We start from the raw sequence: 14,855 nt of genomic DNA, 5'->3' as shown, positions 1-14,855 counted from the left end.
CGGCCTCCGGCATGAAGTGAGCATAGTAACCGAGCGTGACAGACAGCGAGATGCCGACCGCGCCTCTCCTCGAGCCGGCTCCTGGGGAGTGCCGTCACCGCACACAGTCACGACAACGTGCCGGCCGCGTGCTCCGGCCTGGCGTGGCGGCCCTGCGGCCTGCCGTGCAGGACGAAGTCCGCCCGGGCCGTCACCCCGGTCTGCAGCAGCGTCTGGTGCACCATCGGATGCCGGCCGTACGCCGAGACCACGATGCTGAGGTATCCCTCGGGAAGGCCGGTCGCGGCGTACTCGCCGGCCGCGTCGGTCACGCTGCGCATCAGCTGACGCCCCCGCGCGTCGACGACGGTCACCGCTGCGCCGCGGACGGGTCGTCCCTCGGGGTCCTGGACCCGGCCGGTGAGCACCGGCACCGGCCGCCCGAAGTGGTGCGCGTGCACCGGGAGTGCTGCCGGTACGGGCGTCTCCAGTACCGGGTCCTCGACCGGAGGTTCCTCGACGATCTCCGTTTCCTCGTCGAACGCGTCGAACGCGTCGGACTCGTCCGTCTCGCCGTCCTCGACGTCCGGCGCCGTGGCCTTGCGCTTGCGCAACCAGAAGTCGAGGCCCAGCAGCGCGGCGCCGGCCGCGAACCAGGCACACAGCACCAGGACCGGCTTGAGCACCCCGGCCCCGTCGAAGTAGAGGACGCCCCGCAGTGCGTCGATCCCGTTGGCCAGCGGCATCACCTGGGAGACGTCCTGGAAGAACGTCGGCAGCATCGACGCGGGGACGGCGCCGCCACTGGTCGGGATGCTCATCACGATGAACAGCCCCATGGCCACGGCCGGGAAGAACTGCCGGACGAACGGGGCGAGCCCGGAGGCGGCCGTCGCCACCGCCATGGTGAGCGTGAAGGAGACCGCCATCGCCACGGGCTGGTCGGGTATGTAGCCCAGCCCCACGCCGACGTAGTAGCCGATGACGCTGTACACGACGGCCACGCCGGCGATGGTGAGGAGCTTCTTGCGCCGGTTGAAGGTCACCGCGCGCAGCAGCGTGGTCGCCAGCACATAGGCCGGGATGCTCCAGGCCAGCGCGAAGTACAGCAGGGTGGTGCCCAGCTCGTCCTTGCTCTCGGTGGGAGCGACGTCGGTGACGGTGAGATGCCGGTGGCTCTTGGCGGCGACCTGCGTGAACACCTTGGTCAGGGTCTGCTCGAGTGAGGCACCGTTGGCCTTGGCCACGTAGAGCACCGGGTGGCGCCGGTCTCCCGCGAACCCCGCCACCGTGTCCCGGTCCAGCACCGACTGCCGTGCCGCCTGGTCCTCGTCGACCGCGGTGACGTCGAACCCGCCGGGCTGCTCGGCGCTTAGCGCGCTGTCGACCCGCTCGGCCGCAAGAGGGTCGGCAACCGCCACCTTCACATGATGCGGCTGCGGTGCGTGCAGCGCGGGTGCGAAGAAGAACAGCATGCCCAGGAAGAGGCACACCGGGAACCACAGGGCTTCGGCCAGGGTCACGGCCACGGACTGGCCCTCGGTTCGTTCTATCCGTTCCGCCACGGGAACTCCTTTTTCCACCGCGGACGACCGGATCAGGTCTGGTCCGGTCCATGGCGCACAGCAGCCATCGTAATCGATACTTGCAGTACTGCATTTTTGCAGTACTGTACTTATCATCGACCACTGACGCACCGGGGGAAGACGCACATGGAAGGCAGCCGCCCCGACGGGCTGCGCGACCGCAAGAAGCGAGCGACGCGCCGAGCACTGCAGAGTTCGGCGGTGGACCTCTTCCGTCGCCACGGCCCGGAAGCGGTCACGGTGGAGAGCATCTGCGCCGCCGCCGGGGTCTCGCCTCGCACCTTCTTCAACTACTTCTCCACGAAGGACGAGGCCGCCTTCGTGCTGGAGGAGGGGGCGCCCGAGCTGATCGAGGAACGGATCACCGCCCGCCCCGCGGAGGAGACCCCGCTGGAGGCGATCAGGGCCGTGTTCGTGGCGCGGCTCAGCGAGCTCGCCACCAGCAAGATCTGGTTGGACCGCATGCTCCTGCTGCGCGAACGTCCGGAGCTGCTGCCACGGATCGTCCTGACCAACCGCATCGTGGAGGACGCGGTGACCAGGGCGGTGGCGGCACGCACGGGCCTGCCGGAGTATCACCTCTATGTGCGGACCACCGCGGCGACGGTCTTCGCGGCCCTGCAGGCCGCCATCAGCTGCTGGCAGCCGGACGCCGGGCCGGACGTGGTCACCCTGGTGACCGAGGCCGTGGAGATGGTGAGCCGGGGGCTGCCGACCCCTCCGCGGACCGACCCGTGTCGCAAGGAGTGACGGACTGATGACCACCATGCGCGCGCTGTACGAGCCCACCAGCGGGGCGGTCCGGAGCAGCTGATGTACGAGAGAGCGCCACGTCCCGAACCGGCTGCGGGCGAGGCGCTCGTGTCCGTGCACGCCGCCTCCGTCACGAACGGTGAGCTCACCTGGGACGCCACATGGACCGACAGCTTCGACGGAAGCGGCGGCGACCGGACGCCGGTCGTTCCTTCGCACGAGGTCAGCGGAGTCGTGGCCGAACTCGGTCCAGGGGTCAGCGGCCTCTCGGTGGGCGACGAGGTGTACGGGCTGATCCCGTCCACGCGGGAGTCGGCTCCTTCGCCGTGCAGATCGCCGCGGCGCTCGGCGCGCGCGTGACGGCGACGGCTTCCGCCCACGACCGGGAATTCGTCGCAGGACTCGGTGCGGACCGGGTCATCGACTACGCCGACGAGCGCATCGAGGACCATGTGGACGGCGCCGACGTCGTGCTGGACACCGTCGGCGGCGACACGCTGGCCCGCTCGTGGGCGGCGCTTCGCCCGGGCGGCACCCTGGTCAGCATCGTGCAGCCGCCGAATCCCTCCAGTCGGAGCATCCCCGCGGGAAGATCGTGATCCAGGTGAGCGGCGACAACGACACCGCCTGACCGCCGAAAACGTCGTACCGCCCCGGTCCCGAGCCCGCGCTCTCCGAAATCAAGGCGCTTTGCCATCAAGGCGCTCTGCATCGACACCGTCGGCGAAATCCGCGGCGCGGCGCGCCGGCCGATCCCCCTCGGCCTCGGCACGACACGCGCTCCCGGGCTGCGGCAGGCTCGGCCGTGCCGGATTCGATACTGAGCCCATGCGTGTCGAATACGACCCTGCGGCGATGAGCGGCGCAGACTTCTACAGGATTCTGACATCGGTCGTCATCCCACGGCCGATCGCCTGGGTCTCGACCGTCACACCGGACGGAAGTACCGAGAATCTGGCTCCGCATTCCTTCTTCAGCATCGCCAGTACCGATCCCCCGATCGTCCAGTTCACCTCGATCGGCCGAAAGGATTCCCTCCGAAACGTCGAGGACACCGGGGAGTTCGTCGTCAACTTCTCATCCGAACCACTTCTGCATCTGATCAACGCCACCGCCACCGACTTTCCTCGGTCAGTCAGCGAATTCGACACCGCGGGCATCGATCGCGAGGCCAGCAGGTGTGTGCGTCCACCGAGAGTGGCCGCCTCCCATGTGGCTCTGGAGTGCCGTTCGCACACCACCCTGCGCATGGGCAACTCCACCCTGGTCTTCGGGCGGGTGCTCCATGCCGTGGTGGACGAGGACTACCTCGTCGACGGCCGCCCCAACAGCGAGCGGCTGCGTCCGTTCACCAAGCTCGGCGGCGACGAGTGGGGCACTCTCGGCGAGGTCCTGCACTTGAACCGCATCCCCTACGAGGAGCCCGGCGCCCACTGATCGGGGACCTCCGGCCCCGCATCAAACGCCGGCCCGCCCCACGACCAGGCGGATCATCGCCCCCCGCCGCCGTATCGCGCGCCTATGTGAGGGCGGTCTGTCGCACGTCGCGTCCCTCTGACAGCGGAACGACAGCCGTGTCTTACGCCCGCCTGATCTCGGAGCGGTCAAGATCTCGGCACCATTGAACAGCGACTGACCCCAGGCCGTACCACCCAACGAACAAGGGAATATCCGTGGAAGGGAACGTCAGCATGACCAGCGAATCGCTCCAGCCCGTCTCGGCACCGGCCCGTCGCACAGTCGTGGCGGCGGTCGGCGCGGCGGGACTCGCCGTCGCGCTGACCGCGTGCGGGAGCTCTGACGACAACTCCTCCAGCTCCACCGGCTCGCAGAACGACAGCACGGCCGGCAGCACCAGCACGGCCGGCGACGGCAGCACGGGCGGTGGCGGCGCCGTGAGCGGCTCCGGCGGCAAGGCGCTGGCCAAGACCTCCGACATCCCGGAGGGCGGCGGCAAGGTCTTCGCCGACCAGGGCGTGGTGGTCACTCAGCCGTCCGCGGGCACGTTCAAGGCGTTCTCGTCGAAGTGCACCCACCAGGGCTGCGCCGTGAAGGACATCGCCGACGGCGTGATCGTCTGCCCCTGTCACAACAGCCAGTTCTCCGCGACCGACGGCAGTGTGAAGAAGGGTCCGGCCACCCAGGCGCTGCCCGCCGCGAAGATCACGGTGTCCGGGGACGAGATCACGCTCGCCTGAACGCACGCCCGCTCAGGGCCGTGGGGCCCGGCGCCGTGGAGCAAGACAGGCCAGAACCTCGTCCGTGGTCGCGACCGTGGCGACCAACGCGAGGGTGTTGCGGATCATCGCGGGAGTGTAGTCGGGGGGCACTCCCGCGATGGCGTCCGCGGGCACGACCACGGTGTAGCCGTGGTTGACGGCGTCGAAGACGGTGTTCGGGATCGCCACGTTGGCGGAGACTCCGGTGACGATCAGGGTGCGGCAGCCCACGTTGCGCAGCAGCGCGTCGACCTCGGTGCCCGCGAGGGGCGACAGGCCGTGCAGTCGGCGTACGACGAAGTCCTCCTCCGTCACCTCGATGGGTGCCGCGACACGGACCGCCGTGGTGCCGGACAGCTGCTGCACCGGGAGCCGCTCGGCCGCGTGGAAGAGGCGCGCGTTGCGGTTCGCGCCCCGGCCGTCGGGACGGCGCTCGGCGATCGCGTGGATCACCTGGACCCCGCCCTGGTGCGCGGCCGTGACCAGCCGGGCCACATTGGCGAGCGCCCCCGAGGAGCGTGCCTGCCGGGCGAGTTCGGGCAGCGCGCTGTCCGGACCCACGACGCCCTGCTGGCACTCGACGGTGAGCAGCACCGTGGTGCGCGGCTCGATGAGTTCGCTGAGCTGTTCGTACGGCGGCATGGTTCCCCTAGTCGTCGATGGCCGGGCGAGCGTAGCGACTGCCGCGGGCAGGTGGAAGGCGGACCGGAGGACGTACGACGGACCGGAGGACGTACGACGGACAAGGGATACGACGGACGAGGGCAGAAGGACCGCGGCAGCGGGCGGCGGAAGTCGACCGTTGCGGGCGGACGCAGAACGCTCCATTCTTTTCTGACGTGATGTCAGAGGATCTCTCTGGCACGACGTGGGAGAAGAAGAGGGGGAACCGGATGGCGGAGACTCAGCGCCGAGGCCGGAAGATCATGATGTCGCCCGGCGAGCTGGACGCGTTCCTCGCCACCCAGCGCACCTGCCGGGTCGCGACCGTCTCGGCCGACGGCTCCCCGCATGTGAGCGCCCTGTGGTTCGCCTGGGACGGCACCTCGCTGTGGCTGTACTCCGTGGTGCGCAGCAAGCGCTGGGTCGATCTGCGCCGTGATCCACGGGTCGCCATCGTCGTGGACACGGGCGAGGAGTACGAGCAGCTGCGCGGCGCCGAGCTGTCCGGCACGATCGAGTTCGTGGGCGAGAGCCCCCGCACCGGGGAGTTGTGCGCCGAACTCGACCTGCCGGAGACCTTGTTCGCGCGCAAGAACTTCGGCCTGGACGAGATGCCGTACGACGGCCGCCACGCCTGGCTGCGACTGACCCCGACGAAGATCGTCTCCTGGGACTTCCGCAAGCTGGGCTTGGTGTGACCCGCCCGGCGGCGCCCTCCGCGACCGGTCAGCCGGCCGCCACGGCCTGCCCCGCCGCCCGGAGCGCCTCGACCGCCGCCCGGATCGACGGACGGCGGTCGGCGTCGGCGCGCCAGACCACGTAGACATGCCTGCGCACCTGCTGCCGCAGGGGCACGGTCACCACTCCGGCCGGCATCGGATCGCGCCCCAGCAGGGGGGCGATGCACACGCCGAGCCCGGCGGCCACCAGGCCCAGCTGGGTGTGAGTCTCGGCGGCCCGGTGGCCGATGCGCGGTTCGACGCCCTTGGAGCGCAGGGTGAAGACGAGCCACTCGTGACAGAACTCGCCCTCGCCCCAGGTGATCCACTCGTCGTCCGCGAACTCCCCGAGGTCGGCGTCCGGCCGGTCGGCGAGCCGGTGCCCCACGGGCACCGCCACATCGGCCGGGTCGTCCAGGATCGCCGCCTTGACGAGCCCGTCGGGCAGCGGCATCGGCTTGTTGTACCAGTCGAGGACGACCGCGAGGTCGAGGTCGCCGCGCACCACACCGGCGACCCCGGCCTCCGGCTCCAGCTCGCACGACCGCAGACGCAGAGCGGGGTGGTCCGACCGCAGCGCGGCGAGCGCCGTCGGGAAGAGCCCGCGTGCCGCGGTGGGGAAGGCCGACAGGCGCAGCTCACCGGCCACCTGACCGCGCTGCGCCTCCAGATCGGCCTGGGCCAGCTCCACCTGTGACAAGATGCGCGCCGCATGGTCGGCGAGGAGCCGCCCCGCGTCCGTGAGCCGCACACCCCGGCCGTTCTTGGCCAGAAGCTGCTGCCCCACCTCGCGCTCCAGCTTGGCCATCTGCTGGGAGACGGCCGAGGTCGTCACATGGAGTCCCTCGGCGGCACCACTGACCGAGCCGTGCCGGGCAAGGGCGTCGAGGATGCGAAGGCGCTCAAGGTTCAACATGTAAGCGATCCTACGAGATATTCCATGTGAAATCTCAATTGCGCTACGAGGTTGGCTGCGCCATGGTTACGGTCATGAGCACCGTCGCCACGCAACGAGCCACCGCCGACACCACCGTCAGCCCCCGCCGCCGGACCGCCCTCGACTGGCGGCTCCGTTTCGGCGTCCTGTCGCTGATCTGGGGCTTCAGCTTCCTCTTCATCAAGGTCGGCACGCAGGCGTACGCCCCGTTCCAGGTCACCCTCGGCCGCCTGGTGTTCGGGACGGCGGTGCTCGCCGCCGCGATGGCCGTCAAACGCACGCGCCTGCCGCGCGGCGCCCGCACCTGGGGCCACCTCACCGTCGCGGCGTTCCTGCTCAACGCGCTGCCGTTCTCGCTCTTCGCGTACTCGGAGCTGACGATCCCGTCCACGCTCGCCGGGATCTGCAATGCCACCTCACCTCTGTGGGGCATGGTCCTGTCGCTGGTCGCGCTCTCGGAGGACCGGCCGACGCGTCGCCGGGTCGCGGGCCTCGGCATCGGCTTCCTGGGCGTGCTCACGGTCCTCGGCGCCTGGCAGGGCTTCCACGGCCTGGACATGACGGGCACGGCGATGGCCCTGCTCGCCTCGCTCAGCTACCCCATCGGTTGGATCTATGTGCGTCGCACCCTGGCCGGCACCGGCCACTCCCATCTGTCCCTGACCGGCGCCCAGCTCTTCCTCGCCACAGTCCAACTGGCCGTGGTCACACCGCTGTTCACAACCCTGCCGAGCCGCTTCCCGCTGCTCCCGCTGCTCGCGGTCGCGGCCCTCGGCGCGCTGGGCACCGGCCTCGCCGTGCTGCTCCAGTACGGCCTGGTCGCGGAGGTCGGGCCCACCACGGCCCAGATGGTCACGTACTTCATCCCCGTCATCGCCACCGCTGCGGGCGTGTCGATCCTGGACGAATCGCTGACCTGGTCCACCCCGATCGGAGCGGTGATCGTGCTGGCGGGCGCGGCACTGACCCAGTCCCGGCCCAGGCCCGGCGCCCGCGACCGGAAGTAGCGACCGAGGCCTCGGTCTCAGACCCGGTCGACGGCTTCCTGGACTCCGGCATCAGTGAGCTCTCTGCGGGACGCGTTCTCGCGGCGCGGGAGCAGCAGCGGGGTGGCCAGAAGGAGGACGCCGGCCACCGCGAGTGCGGTGCGTGGGCTGGTGAGGGCGGCAAGCAGGCCCCACAGGACGGTCAGGGCCGCGATGGAGGCGCTGCTGCTGACCGCCCACGCGGACAGGGTGCGGGCCACCCGGTCGGGGGCGGTGTGGTCGAGCCGGTAGGTGGCCAACACCGGGTTGTACACGCCGCAGCAGGTCACCAGGCCCAGTTGGACGACGATGACGAGCACGATCCCGGGGACGCCGGGCCGGACGAAGGCCAGCCCGAGGGACCAGCAGGCGCGCAGCACTCCCGCGGCGAACAGCACCCGATGCTGCCCGAACCGCGCCGCGAGCGGCCGCGCGAGGCGTGAGCCGACGAGGCCGCCGACACAGGGGGCCGCGAACGCGAGGGTGTACTGCCAGGGCGCGAACCCGAGGCGGCCCAGCATGAGGACGGCGAGCAACGGCTCGGAGGCCATGATCAGGCCGTTGACGACGATCGTGTTGAAGAACAGCGGGCGCAGCCCGGGGTGGGTGACAATGTGGCGCCATCCCTCCAGCAGGTCGCCCGCCCGCATCCGCGCGGCGCCGGTCCGCACGGGGCGCGGCTCGCTCCCGCCGATGGCCCGGATGCCCAGCGCCGAGAGCAGGTAGCTGACGGCGTCGGCCAGCACGGTGATCACCGGGCCGAACATCCCGATCGCGGCGCCGCCGAGGGGCGGTCCGAGCACCGTCGCGGTCCATGTCGTGGACTCGAACCGGCTGTTCGCGACGAGCAGGCCCTCCGGCGGTACGAGCGCCTTGAGGTACGCGCCGCTGGCCGCCCGGAAGGTGATGTCGGCCGCGGCGACGAGGACGGAGACGACGAGGAGTTGTGCGAAGCCGAGCCGGCCGAGCGCGTACGCGACGGGGACGCCGGCCAGCGCCGCGAACCGGGCCAGGTCCATCGTCATCATGACCGGCCGCTTGCGGCGGAACTCCACCCATGGACCGAGCGGCACCGCGAGTACGGCTCCCACGGCCCGCCCCGCGGCGGCCAGCGCCGCCACCTGGGCCGGCCCGCAGTGCAGCACGAGGACCGCGATCAGCGGAAACGCTCCGAACCCGAGTCCGGAGCCGTACGCGCTGACGGCGTACGCCGCCCACAGCCAGCCGAACCGCCGACCCAGCGCCTGCCCACCCGCCATACCCCACGCACCCCGCAACCGACCCGAACAACCACGCCCTGACCACCGGTATCAAAGCGAGTCGCCGACGGCCGGATCAAACAACCGACGGGCCATGACATCACAACCATCGGTTGTGTCGTTACCCTGCTCGGCGTGCGCTACGCGTCGATGTGATCGGGCGACGGTTCGATCCGGCCGCCGTGCTGCGCGACTTCCCCCGGCCTACGACGACGCCCTCGCCGTCGCGTTCGGACTCACCATCGAGATCACCGGCCCCGCCTTCGGTGCACGGCGATCGGGACCACCGCGGCGGCCGACACCGCCGGCATCGAGGGTGACGGGTCGCAGCGCTGGTGCTGTGGCCGGAAAGGCCTGCCGGGAAGCTCGCAGCGTCCGGTGCTGAGGGTGCCCCCACGCCTTTCGGGCACTGGGGGAGCATCGCAAGGCGGAGCGTCGCCCCCGTACTGGATGTACGCGGGTGATGCGACAACGCGGCGAGGTGCCCTGCCGGGCCTCGCGAGCCGGTGAACCTTTCCGGTCGCAGTACTAGTAGGACTTCGTTAGGTCTGTCTCGCGGTCCTGTTTGGGGGCATGTTGGTGGTGTGGATGCACATGAAGTGGAGCGGGCTCGGGCGACGTTGGCGTTATTCGTGGCGGACGTCTTCGCGTCGGTGCCGCGCAAGGATCAGCGGGCGAAGGGTGACTGCTATCTGCGGGGGCTGATGCTGGACGGGCGGCGGAAGTCGATCCAGCCGATGGCGGAGCGCCTGCCGGACGGCAACGAGCAGAACCTGCAGCAGTTCGTGAACCAGTCGACGTGGGATCCGGTGCCGGTGCGGCGGCGGATCGCGCAGCGGATGGTGCCGCTGATCGGCCCGGATGCCTGGGCGGTCGATGACGTGTCGTTCCCCAAGGACGGGAAGATGTCGGTGGCGGTCGCCCGCCAGTACTGCGGAGCTTTGGGCAAGCGGGCCAACTGTCAGGTCGCGGTGAGCGTGCACGCGGTCTCCGATGCCGCGTCCTGTCCGCTGCAGTGGCGGCTGTTCGTCCCTCAGGAATGGGCGCACGACGGGGTCCGCCGGCGCAAGGCGGGGATCCCCGAGGACATCGGACATCGGGAGAAGTGGCGCCTGGCCCTGGACGTCTTCGACGAGCTGGCCGGGTGGGGCATGGTGCCGCCGGTGGTGGTGGCTGATGCCGGCTACGGGCAGAACGCCGACTTCCGCGCCGGCCTGAGCGAGCGGGGCATCGGCTATGTGGTGGCCATCCGTTCGGACGTGACCGTGCACCCGCACGACGCGCGGCCCACCGCCCCGGCCTGGTCGGGCAACGGCCGCAGGCCGCAGCCCCGCTACCGGGACAAGCCGTTGCCGGTGGCCGCGCTGGCGGCCGGCCAGGGACGGCAGGCGTTCTCCGAGGTGACCTGGCGGGAAGGCTCCCGCGGTCCGATGCGCTCGCACTTTGCGTCCTGGCGGGTGCGGCCGGCCGGGGTCCGGGCCCGCCGCCTGGCCCAGGCCGCCGTCACCGCCCGGGAGGGCTCCTGGGACGGTGTCCTGCCCGAGGTGACGCTGCTGGTCGAATGGCCCGAAGGCGCCGACGCACCCACCGACTACTGGCTGTCCAGCCTGCCCCAGGACACCCCGCTTGCTGAACTGGTGCGCCTGGCCAAGATCCGCTGGCGCATCGAGCACGACTACCGCGAACTCAAGCACGGCCTCGGCCTGGACCACTTCGAAGGACGTTCCTGGAACGGCTGGCACCACCACGTCACCCTGGTCACCGCCGCCCACGCCTTCCTCACCGAACAGCGCCTGGCCCCAAAAGCCGATACAGCGGACTCACCCTCTACCAGATCCTCGACACCCTCCAGGACCTGCTGAACTGCTGGACCGGCACCTGCACCACCTGCCACCAACCCCTGCCAAGAGCATCCGCCACCAACCCAAACCCAAGAGCCAGAACGACCTAACGGAGTCCTACTAGACGTAGCTGCGGGCGCGACCCGGGCCGAGGGCGGCGGCGACCGCGTCCGCCAGCGCGCCGCTCTCGTCCTCGGCCAGCGCCGAGACACTGATCCGGATGCCGGGCGGCGCGCTCAGCCGGAAGCGGGCGCCGGGCGCGACGGCCCAGCCCGCGTGCAGCAGCCTGGCGACCACACCGGTCTCGTCCGGCACCGGAACCCACACGTTCATCCCGCTGACCCCATGGGCCACGACACCGCGTGCGGCCAGCGCGTCGATCAGTCCGTCGCGACGCCTTCCGTACGCGGCCGCCACCGCCCGCGCGTCCACCGCGCCGTCGGCCCACAGCCGCGCCAGGGCCCGCTGCAGGATCCGGCTCACCCAGCCGGGCCCCAGCCGCTGCCGCCCCCGGACCCGGTCCACGGTGACGCTGTCACCGGTGAGCACGGCGAGCCGCAGATCGGGGCCGTACGCCTTGGCGGCAGAGCGTACGAAGGCCCAGTGCCGGGTGACCCCGGCGAGCGGATGGAGGGGCACGTCGACGATCCCGTGACCGTGGTCGTCCTCGATCAGCAGGGTCCCGGGGTGGTCCCGCAGCACCGACCGCAGGGCACGCGCGCGTGCGGCGCTGACCGCGGCGCCGGTCGGGTTCTGCGCCCGGTCCGTGACGATCAGCGCCCGGGCCCCGGCGGCCAGGGCATCGCGCAGTCCGTCCGGGAGCGGCCCTTCGTCGTCGACGGGGACCGAGGCCGTACGCAGCCCGAGGGCCGGAACGAGGTCAAGGGTCCTGCCCCAACCCGGGTCCTCGACCGCGACCGTGTCCCCCGGTCTCAGATGGGCCGCGAGGACCCGTTCGACGGCGTCCAGCGATCCGGAGACCACGGCAAGCGGCCCGTCCGGCACCCCGTCGGCGTCCAGCGCGGCCCGCGCGAGGCGGGCCAGTTCCGGCTCCACCGCGACATCGCCGTACAGCACCGGGGCACGGTCGCCCTCGGCCCCCGCCGCGGCGAACGCCTGCGCCAGCGGGGGCAGCAGCGCGGGGTCCGGATTCCCGCTCGACACATCGCGCACCCCCTCGGGGACGTCCACATGGATGTGGTCCCTGCCCGTCGTGGCCGGCGCGGACCGCACCCGGCTGCCCCGCCGCCCGGCGGTCTCGATGACCCCGCGTTCACGCAGCACCCGGTACGCGGCGGCGACGGTGTTGGGATTCACCCCCAGCTGGCCCGCCAACTCCCGTAGTGGCGGAAGCAGTTGCCCCGGTTCCAGATCCCCCGAACCCACCGCGCGCTCGACGCTCGCCGCAATCTCTGCTGCGCGTCGCCCTTCGATCCGATATCCTCCTAGCACAAAGCAAAGTATGCACTAGTGCAATCAGGAGCACAAATGCGAGGGACCCCGCAGCCGACATCGCCGCCCAGCGCCTACACCCCGACCGACCGCACCGTGCCCACGCGCTCCCCGCAACGGGCGTCGTACGACAAGGCCCTGGTGCACGCGATACTCGACGAGGGCTATGTCTGCCACCTCGGCTTCGTCCGCGACGGCGCCCCGGTCGCCCTGCCCACGCTGTACGGCCGGGTCGGCGAGCGGCTCTACGTCCATGGCTCGACGGGTTCGCGGCCGCTGCGGATGTCGGGCGCGCCCGACCCCGGGCTCGCGGTCTGTCTCACGGTGACGCACGTCGACGGTCTGGTCCTGGCGCGCTCGGCCTTCCACCACTCGATCAACTACCGGTCCGTGATGGTGCACGGCATCGCCCGCCAGGTCACCGACCCGGCGGAGCGGCAGACCGCCCTGGACGCGCTGGTCGACCAGGTGGTGCCCGGCCGCTCGCGCGACTCGCGTCCCGCCGACAAGAAGGAGCTGGCCGCCACGGCCGTGATCCGGCTCGACCTGGACGAGGTCTCCGCCAAGGTGCGCACCGGCGGGGTGGCCGACGAGCCCGAGGACCTCGCCCTCCCCCACTGGGCAGGCGTGATCCCCGTCCGCAAGGAGTACGGCGCCCCGCAGCCCGACGCCGACCTGTCGCCCGGCATCGCGCTGCCGGACTATCTGGCGGTCCTGTGATGCTGATCCACCCCTGGGACGCGGCCCACGACGACACCGAGTGGCACCGCTGGCTGGCCGAGCACGACTTCGGGCAGCTCGCCGTCAACGGACTGCCGGGCGAGCCGCCGTACGTTCAGCCGCTCCACTTCGCCTACGACGCCGAACGCGGCGAGGCCGTGGGCCACCTGGCGCGGCCGAACCCGCTCTGGGCGCCCCTGGAGGCGAACCCCGACGTGCTGCTCAGCGTGGTCGACGACTATGTGTACGTACCGGGCCCCTGGCAGGCGGCCCCCGGCGTCCTGTCCGAACACGGCGTGCCCACCAGCTTCTACGCGGCGGTCCAGCTCCGCTGCACGGCCCGCATCGTGGACGATCCGGCCGAGAAGGCGGAGCTGCTGGGCCGTCAGCTCGGCCACTTCCAGCCGGAGGGCGGTTCGGCCCGCCCGGCGGCGGGCGAGGACCCGTACGGCCGTATGCTGCCCGGGATCCGCGGCCTGCGGCTCGAAGTGACCGACGTGCGGGCCAAGTTCAAGTACGCCGGGAACAAGGCGGACCAGGTGCGGGACCGTATCGCGGCCGGGCTGGCGGAGCGGGGCGGCCCGGGGGACGCGGCGGCCCGCGAGCACCTTCTGCGCAGACGCGAGGCATGAGGGACCCGGGTGCGGGGCCGTCACCGGCACCCGCACCCGCACGCCGGCCGGTGCCGTCACACGAGGACCGGCTCCTCCCTCCGCGCCCGCGCCCCGCGTGCCTCCGTCACGGCAAGGCCCGCGACCGAGCCGAGCATCAGCGCGGTGCCGACGGCGGTCGCCGCCGTGAGCCGCTCGCCCAGCAGGGCGACGGCAAGCACCGCGGCGCTGACCGGTTCGAGCAGCATCACCACGGACACGGTGGCGGACCGCACGACGGCCGCGCCCGCGAAGTAGAGGGCGTAGGCGAGGGCGGTGGGTACCGCGGCGATGTACGCCACCGTCCACCCGAGGCGCAGCGGGTCGGCGGTGTGCGGCAACAGCCCCTCGGCCAGGGCGAACGGCAGCAGGATCAGGGTTGTGACCGCGAACGCCGAGACAGTGGTGCCGGACCCGTCGGCCGTGCCGTCGCGGCCCCACCGGCGGGTGAGCAGGGTCATGACCGAGTAGCCGGCCGCCGACACCACGGCGAGCAGCACGCCCCACGGGCGCACCGTCGCGCCCCCGTTGCCGAGGACGAGCACCCCGAGTCCGGCGAGCGCTCCGACGACGGCGGTCGCGCCGCCCCGGCCGAGCCGCTCCCCCAGCGCGAGGCGGGCGCCGAGCGCGATGAGCACGGGGCCGGCGCCGAGGGTGACGACGGTCGCCACGGCGAGCCCGGTGGCCGAGACCGCCGCGAAGTAGGCGGTCTGGAAGACGGCGAGACCGAGGCCGGTCGCTTCCGCCCGCAGCGCTCCGCGCCCCCGTCGTTCCGGCACGGCGGGGCGGGCGCGCGGACGCAGCAGCCGGGCGGCGAGCAGCAGGACGAGCCCGGCCGCGCAACGCCAGAAGGAGAGGGCGACGGGCCCCATGTCACTGCTCCGGTAGACCAGGGAGGCGGCCGCGCCCGCGGTGCCCCAGGCGACACCGGCGACGATCAGATACAGCAGGCCTCGCCCGACGGGCAGGCCGGAGACAGCATTCGGCATGTTGTGGTCTCCGCAGATACGCAGAAGTTCGGAAAGGGCCCGCGAGCGTCGGGGCCGTGGACT

At 71.5% G+C, this 14,855-nt stretch carries 16 protein-coding genes; 10 read left to right on the top strand and 6 right to left on the bottom strand.

The genetic code is table 11. From position 1 onward, the window contains the following. Nucleotides 1-107 precede the first annotated feature (107 nt). Nucleotides 108-1,544 carry a carboxypeptidase regulatory-like domain-containing protein gene (locus AB0L95_RS31415; protein ID WP_365167415.1) on the bottom strand — a complete coding sequence of 479 codons (1,437 nt, stop codon included), beginning with the start codon at nt 1,542-1,544 and terminating at the stop codon, nt 108-110. Nucleotides 1,545-1,691: 147 nt separating this feature from the next. On the opposite strand from AB0L95_RS31415, the gene AB0L95_RS31410 reads away from it, so the two are divergent. From AB0L95_RS31410 to AB0L95_RS31390, 5 genes are all read left to right on the top strand, one after another. Continuing rightward, nucleotides 1,692-2,315 carry a TetR/AcrR family transcriptional regulator gene (locus AB0L95_RS31410; RefSeq protein ID WP_365167413.1) on the top strand — a complete coding sequence of 208 codons (624 nt, stop codon included), beginning with the start codon at nt 1,692-1,694 and terminating at the stop codon, nt 2,313-2,315. 63 nt (nt 2,316-2,378) lie between these two features. After that, on the top strand, nt 2,379-2,678 hold the full coding sequence (locus tag AB0L95_RS31405) for an alcohol dehydrogenase catalytic domain-containing protein (protein WP_365167411.1): 300 nt from the start codon (nt 2,379-2,381) through the stop codon (nt 2,676-2,678). Then, nucleotides 2,645-2,917: a zinc-binding dehydrogenase gene (locus AB0L95_RS31400; protein ID WP_365167409.1), complete on the top strand. Its 273-nt coding sequence runs from the start codon at nt 2,645-2,647 to the stop codon at nt 2,915-2,917. Before AB0L95_RS31405 ends, AB0L95_RS31400 begins: the two co-directional genes overlap by 34 nt. Before the next feature lie 229 nt (nt 2,918-3,146). After that, on the top strand, nt 3,147-3,755 hold the full coding sequence (locus tag AB0L95_RS31395; RefSeq protein WP_365167406.1) for a flavin reductase family protein: 609 nt from the start codon (nt 3,147-3,149) through the stop codon (nt 3,753-3,755). 254 nt (nt 3,756-4,009) lie between these two features. Continuing rightward, nucleotides 4,010-4,516 carry a Rieske (2Fe-2S) protein gene (locus tag AB0L95_RS31390; RefSeq protein WP_365167403.1) on the top strand — a complete coding sequence of 169 codons (507 nt, stop codon included), beginning with the start codon at nt 4,010-4,012 and terminating at the stop codon, nt 4,514-4,516. 12 nt (nt 4,517-4,528) lie between these two features. On the opposite strand, the gene AB0L95_RS31385 is transcribed toward AB0L95_RS31390, so the two are convergent. Then, on the bottom strand, nt 4,529-5,179 hold the full coding sequence (locus AB0L95_RS31385) for a cysteine hydrolase (RefSeq protein ID WP_365167400.1): 651 nt from the start codon (nt 5,177-5,179) through the stop codon (nt 4,529-4,531). 251 nt (nt 5,180-5,430) lie between these two features. Here AB0L95_RS31385 and AB0L95_RS31380 point away from each other — a divergent pair, with 251 nt between their 5' ends. Continuing rightward, entirely contained in the window at nt 5,431-5,898 is a 468-nt protein-coding gene (locus AB0L95_RS31380) for a pyridoxamine 5'-phosphate oxidase family protein (protein ID WP_365167397.1), read from the top strand. Nucleotides 5,899-5,926: 28 nt separating this feature from the next. Here the strand turns inward: AB0L95_RS31380 and AB0L95_RS31375 are convergent, their stop codons facing one another. Continuing rightward, nucleotides 5,927-6,835, bottom strand: a complete 909-nt coding sequence (locus AB0L95_RS31375) for a LysR family transcriptional regulator (protein ID WP_365167395.1) — start codon at nt 6,833-6,835, stop codon at nt 5,927-5,929. Between the two features lie 74 nt (nt 6,836-6,909). Here AB0L95_RS31375 and AB0L95_RS31370 point away from each other — a divergent pair, with 74 nt between their 5' ends. Beyond that, nucleotides 6,910-7,863: a DMT family transporter gene (locus tag AB0L95_RS31370; protein WP_365167393.1), complete on the top strand. Its 954-nt coding sequence runs from the start codon at nt 6,910-6,912 to the stop codon at nt 7,861-7,863. A gap of 17 nt (nt 7,864-7,880) precedes the next feature. On the opposite strand, the gene AB0L95_RS31365 is transcribed toward AB0L95_RS31370, so the two are convergent. Continuing rightward, entirely contained in the window at nt 7,881-9,140 is a 1,260-nt protein-coding gene (locus AB0L95_RS31365; protein ID WP_365167391.1) for an MFS transporter, read from the bottom strand. A gap of 584 nt (nt 9,141-9,724) precedes the next feature. On the opposite strand from AB0L95_RS31365, the gene AB0L95_RS31360 reads away from it, so the two are divergent. Further along, a complete protein-coding gene (locus AB0L95_RS31360) occupies nt 9,725-11,002 on the top strand; it encodes an IS701 family transposase (protein WP_365167389.1) in 1,278 nt (425 codons plus the stop codon). A 99-nt stretch (nt 11,003-11,101) separates the two neighbouring features. Here AB0L95_RS31360 and AB0L95_RS31355 read toward each other — a convergent pair whose 3' ends face one another. Next, nucleotides 11,102-12,433, bottom strand: coding sequence for an aminotransferase class I/II-fold pyridoxal phosphate-dependent enzyme (locus AB0L95_RS31355; protein ID WP_365167386.1), 1,332 nt, complete (start codon nt 12,431-12,433; stop codon nt 11,102-11,104). Between the two features lie 36 nt (nt 12,434-12,469). Between AB0L95_RS31355 and AB0L95_RS31350 the strand changes: the two genes are divergently transcribed. Both AB0L95_RS31350 and AB0L95_RS31345 read left to right on the top strand, forming a co-directional pair. Next, a complete protein-coding gene (locus AB0L95_RS31350) occupies nt 12,470-13,153 on the top strand; it encodes a pyridoxamine 5'-phosphate oxidase family protein (protein ID WP_365167384.1) in 684 nt (227 codons plus the stop codon). Beyond that, nucleotides 13,153-13,785, top strand: coding sequence for an FMN-binding negative transcriptional regulator (locus AB0L95_RS31345; protein ID WP_365167382.1), 633 nt, complete (start codon nt 13,153-13,155; stop codon nt 13,783-13,785). The genes AB0L95_RS31350 and AB0L95_RS31345 overlap by 1 nt, the downstream gene beginning before the upstream one ends. Nucleotides 13,786-13,841: 56 nt before the next feature. Here the strand turns inward: AB0L95_RS31345 and AB0L95_RS31340 are convergent, their stop codons facing one another. Continuing rightward, the gene (locus AB0L95_RS31340; protein ID WP_365167379.1) at nt 13,842-14,792 is read right to left on the bottom strand and encodes an EamA family transporter; all 951 of its coding nucleotides are present in this window, start codon (nt 14,790-14,792) and stop codon (nt 13,842-13,844) included. Nucleotides 14,793-14,855: the final 63 nt, after the last annotated feature.

Origin of the sequence: Streptomyces sp. NPDC052036, from assembly GCF_040680495.1 — a bacterium.
Classification (GTDB): Bacteria; Actinomycetota; Actinomycetes; order Streptomycetales; family Streptomycetaceae; genus Streptomyces.
This window is presented reverse-complemented; position numbering and strand designations above follow the sequence as displayed.

What these genes read in the sequence shown, in the direction of transcription:
- AB0L95_RS31410 (WP_365167413.1), top strand. Translation starts at nt 1,692, where the DNA reads ATGGAAGGCAGCCGCCCCGACGGGCTGCGCGACCGCAAGAAGCGAGCG.
- AB0L95_RS31405 (WP_365167411.1), top strand. Translation starts at nt 2,379, where the DNA reads ATGTACGAGAGAGCGCCACGTCCCGAACCGGCTGCGGGCGAGGCGCTC.
- AB0L95_RS31395 (WP_365167406.1), top strand. Translation starts at nt 3,147, where the DNA reads ATGCGTGTCGAATACGACCCTGCGGCGATGAGCGGCGCAGACTTCTAC.
- AB0L95_RS31390 (WP_365167403.1), top strand. Translation starts at nt 4,010, where the DNA reads ATGACCAGCGAATCGCTCCAGCCCGTCTCGGCACCGGCCCGTCGCACA.
- AB0L95_RS31385 (WP_365167400.1), bottom strand. Translation starts at nt 5,179, where the DNA reads ATGCCGCCGTACGAACAGCTCAGCGAACTCATCGAGCCGCGCACCACG.
- AB0L95_RS31380 (WP_365167397.1), top strand. Translation starts at nt 5,431, where the DNA reads ATGGCGGAGACTCAGCGCCGAGGCCGGAAGATCATGATGTCGCCCGGC.
- AB0L95_RS31375 (WP_365167395.1), bottom strand. Translation starts at nt 6,835, where the DNA reads ATGTTGAACCTTGAGCGCCTTCGCATCCTCGACGCCCTTGCCCGGCAC.
- AB0L95_RS31370 (WP_365167393.1), top strand. Translation starts at nt 6,910, where the DNA reads ATGAGCACCGTCGCCACGCAACGAGCCACCGCCGACACCACCGTCAGC.
- AB0L95_RS31365 (WP_365167391.1), bottom strand. Translation starts at nt 9,140, where the DNA reads ATGGCGGGTGGGCAGGCGCTGGGTCGGCGGTTCGGCTGGCTGTGGGCG.
- AB0L95_RS31350 (WP_365167384.1), top strand. Translation starts at nt 12,470, where the DNA reads ATGCGAGGGACCCCGCAGCCGACATCGCCGCCCAGCGCCTACACCCCG.
- AB0L95_RS31345 (WP_365167382.1), top strand. Translation starts at nt 13,153, where the DNA reads ATGCTGATCCACCCCTGGGACGCGGCCCACGACGACACCGAGTGGCAC.
- AB0L95_RS31340 (WP_365167379.1), bottom strand. Translation starts at nt 14,792, where the DNA reads ATGCCGAATGCTGTCTCCGGCCTGCCCGTCGGGCGAGGCCTGCTGTAT.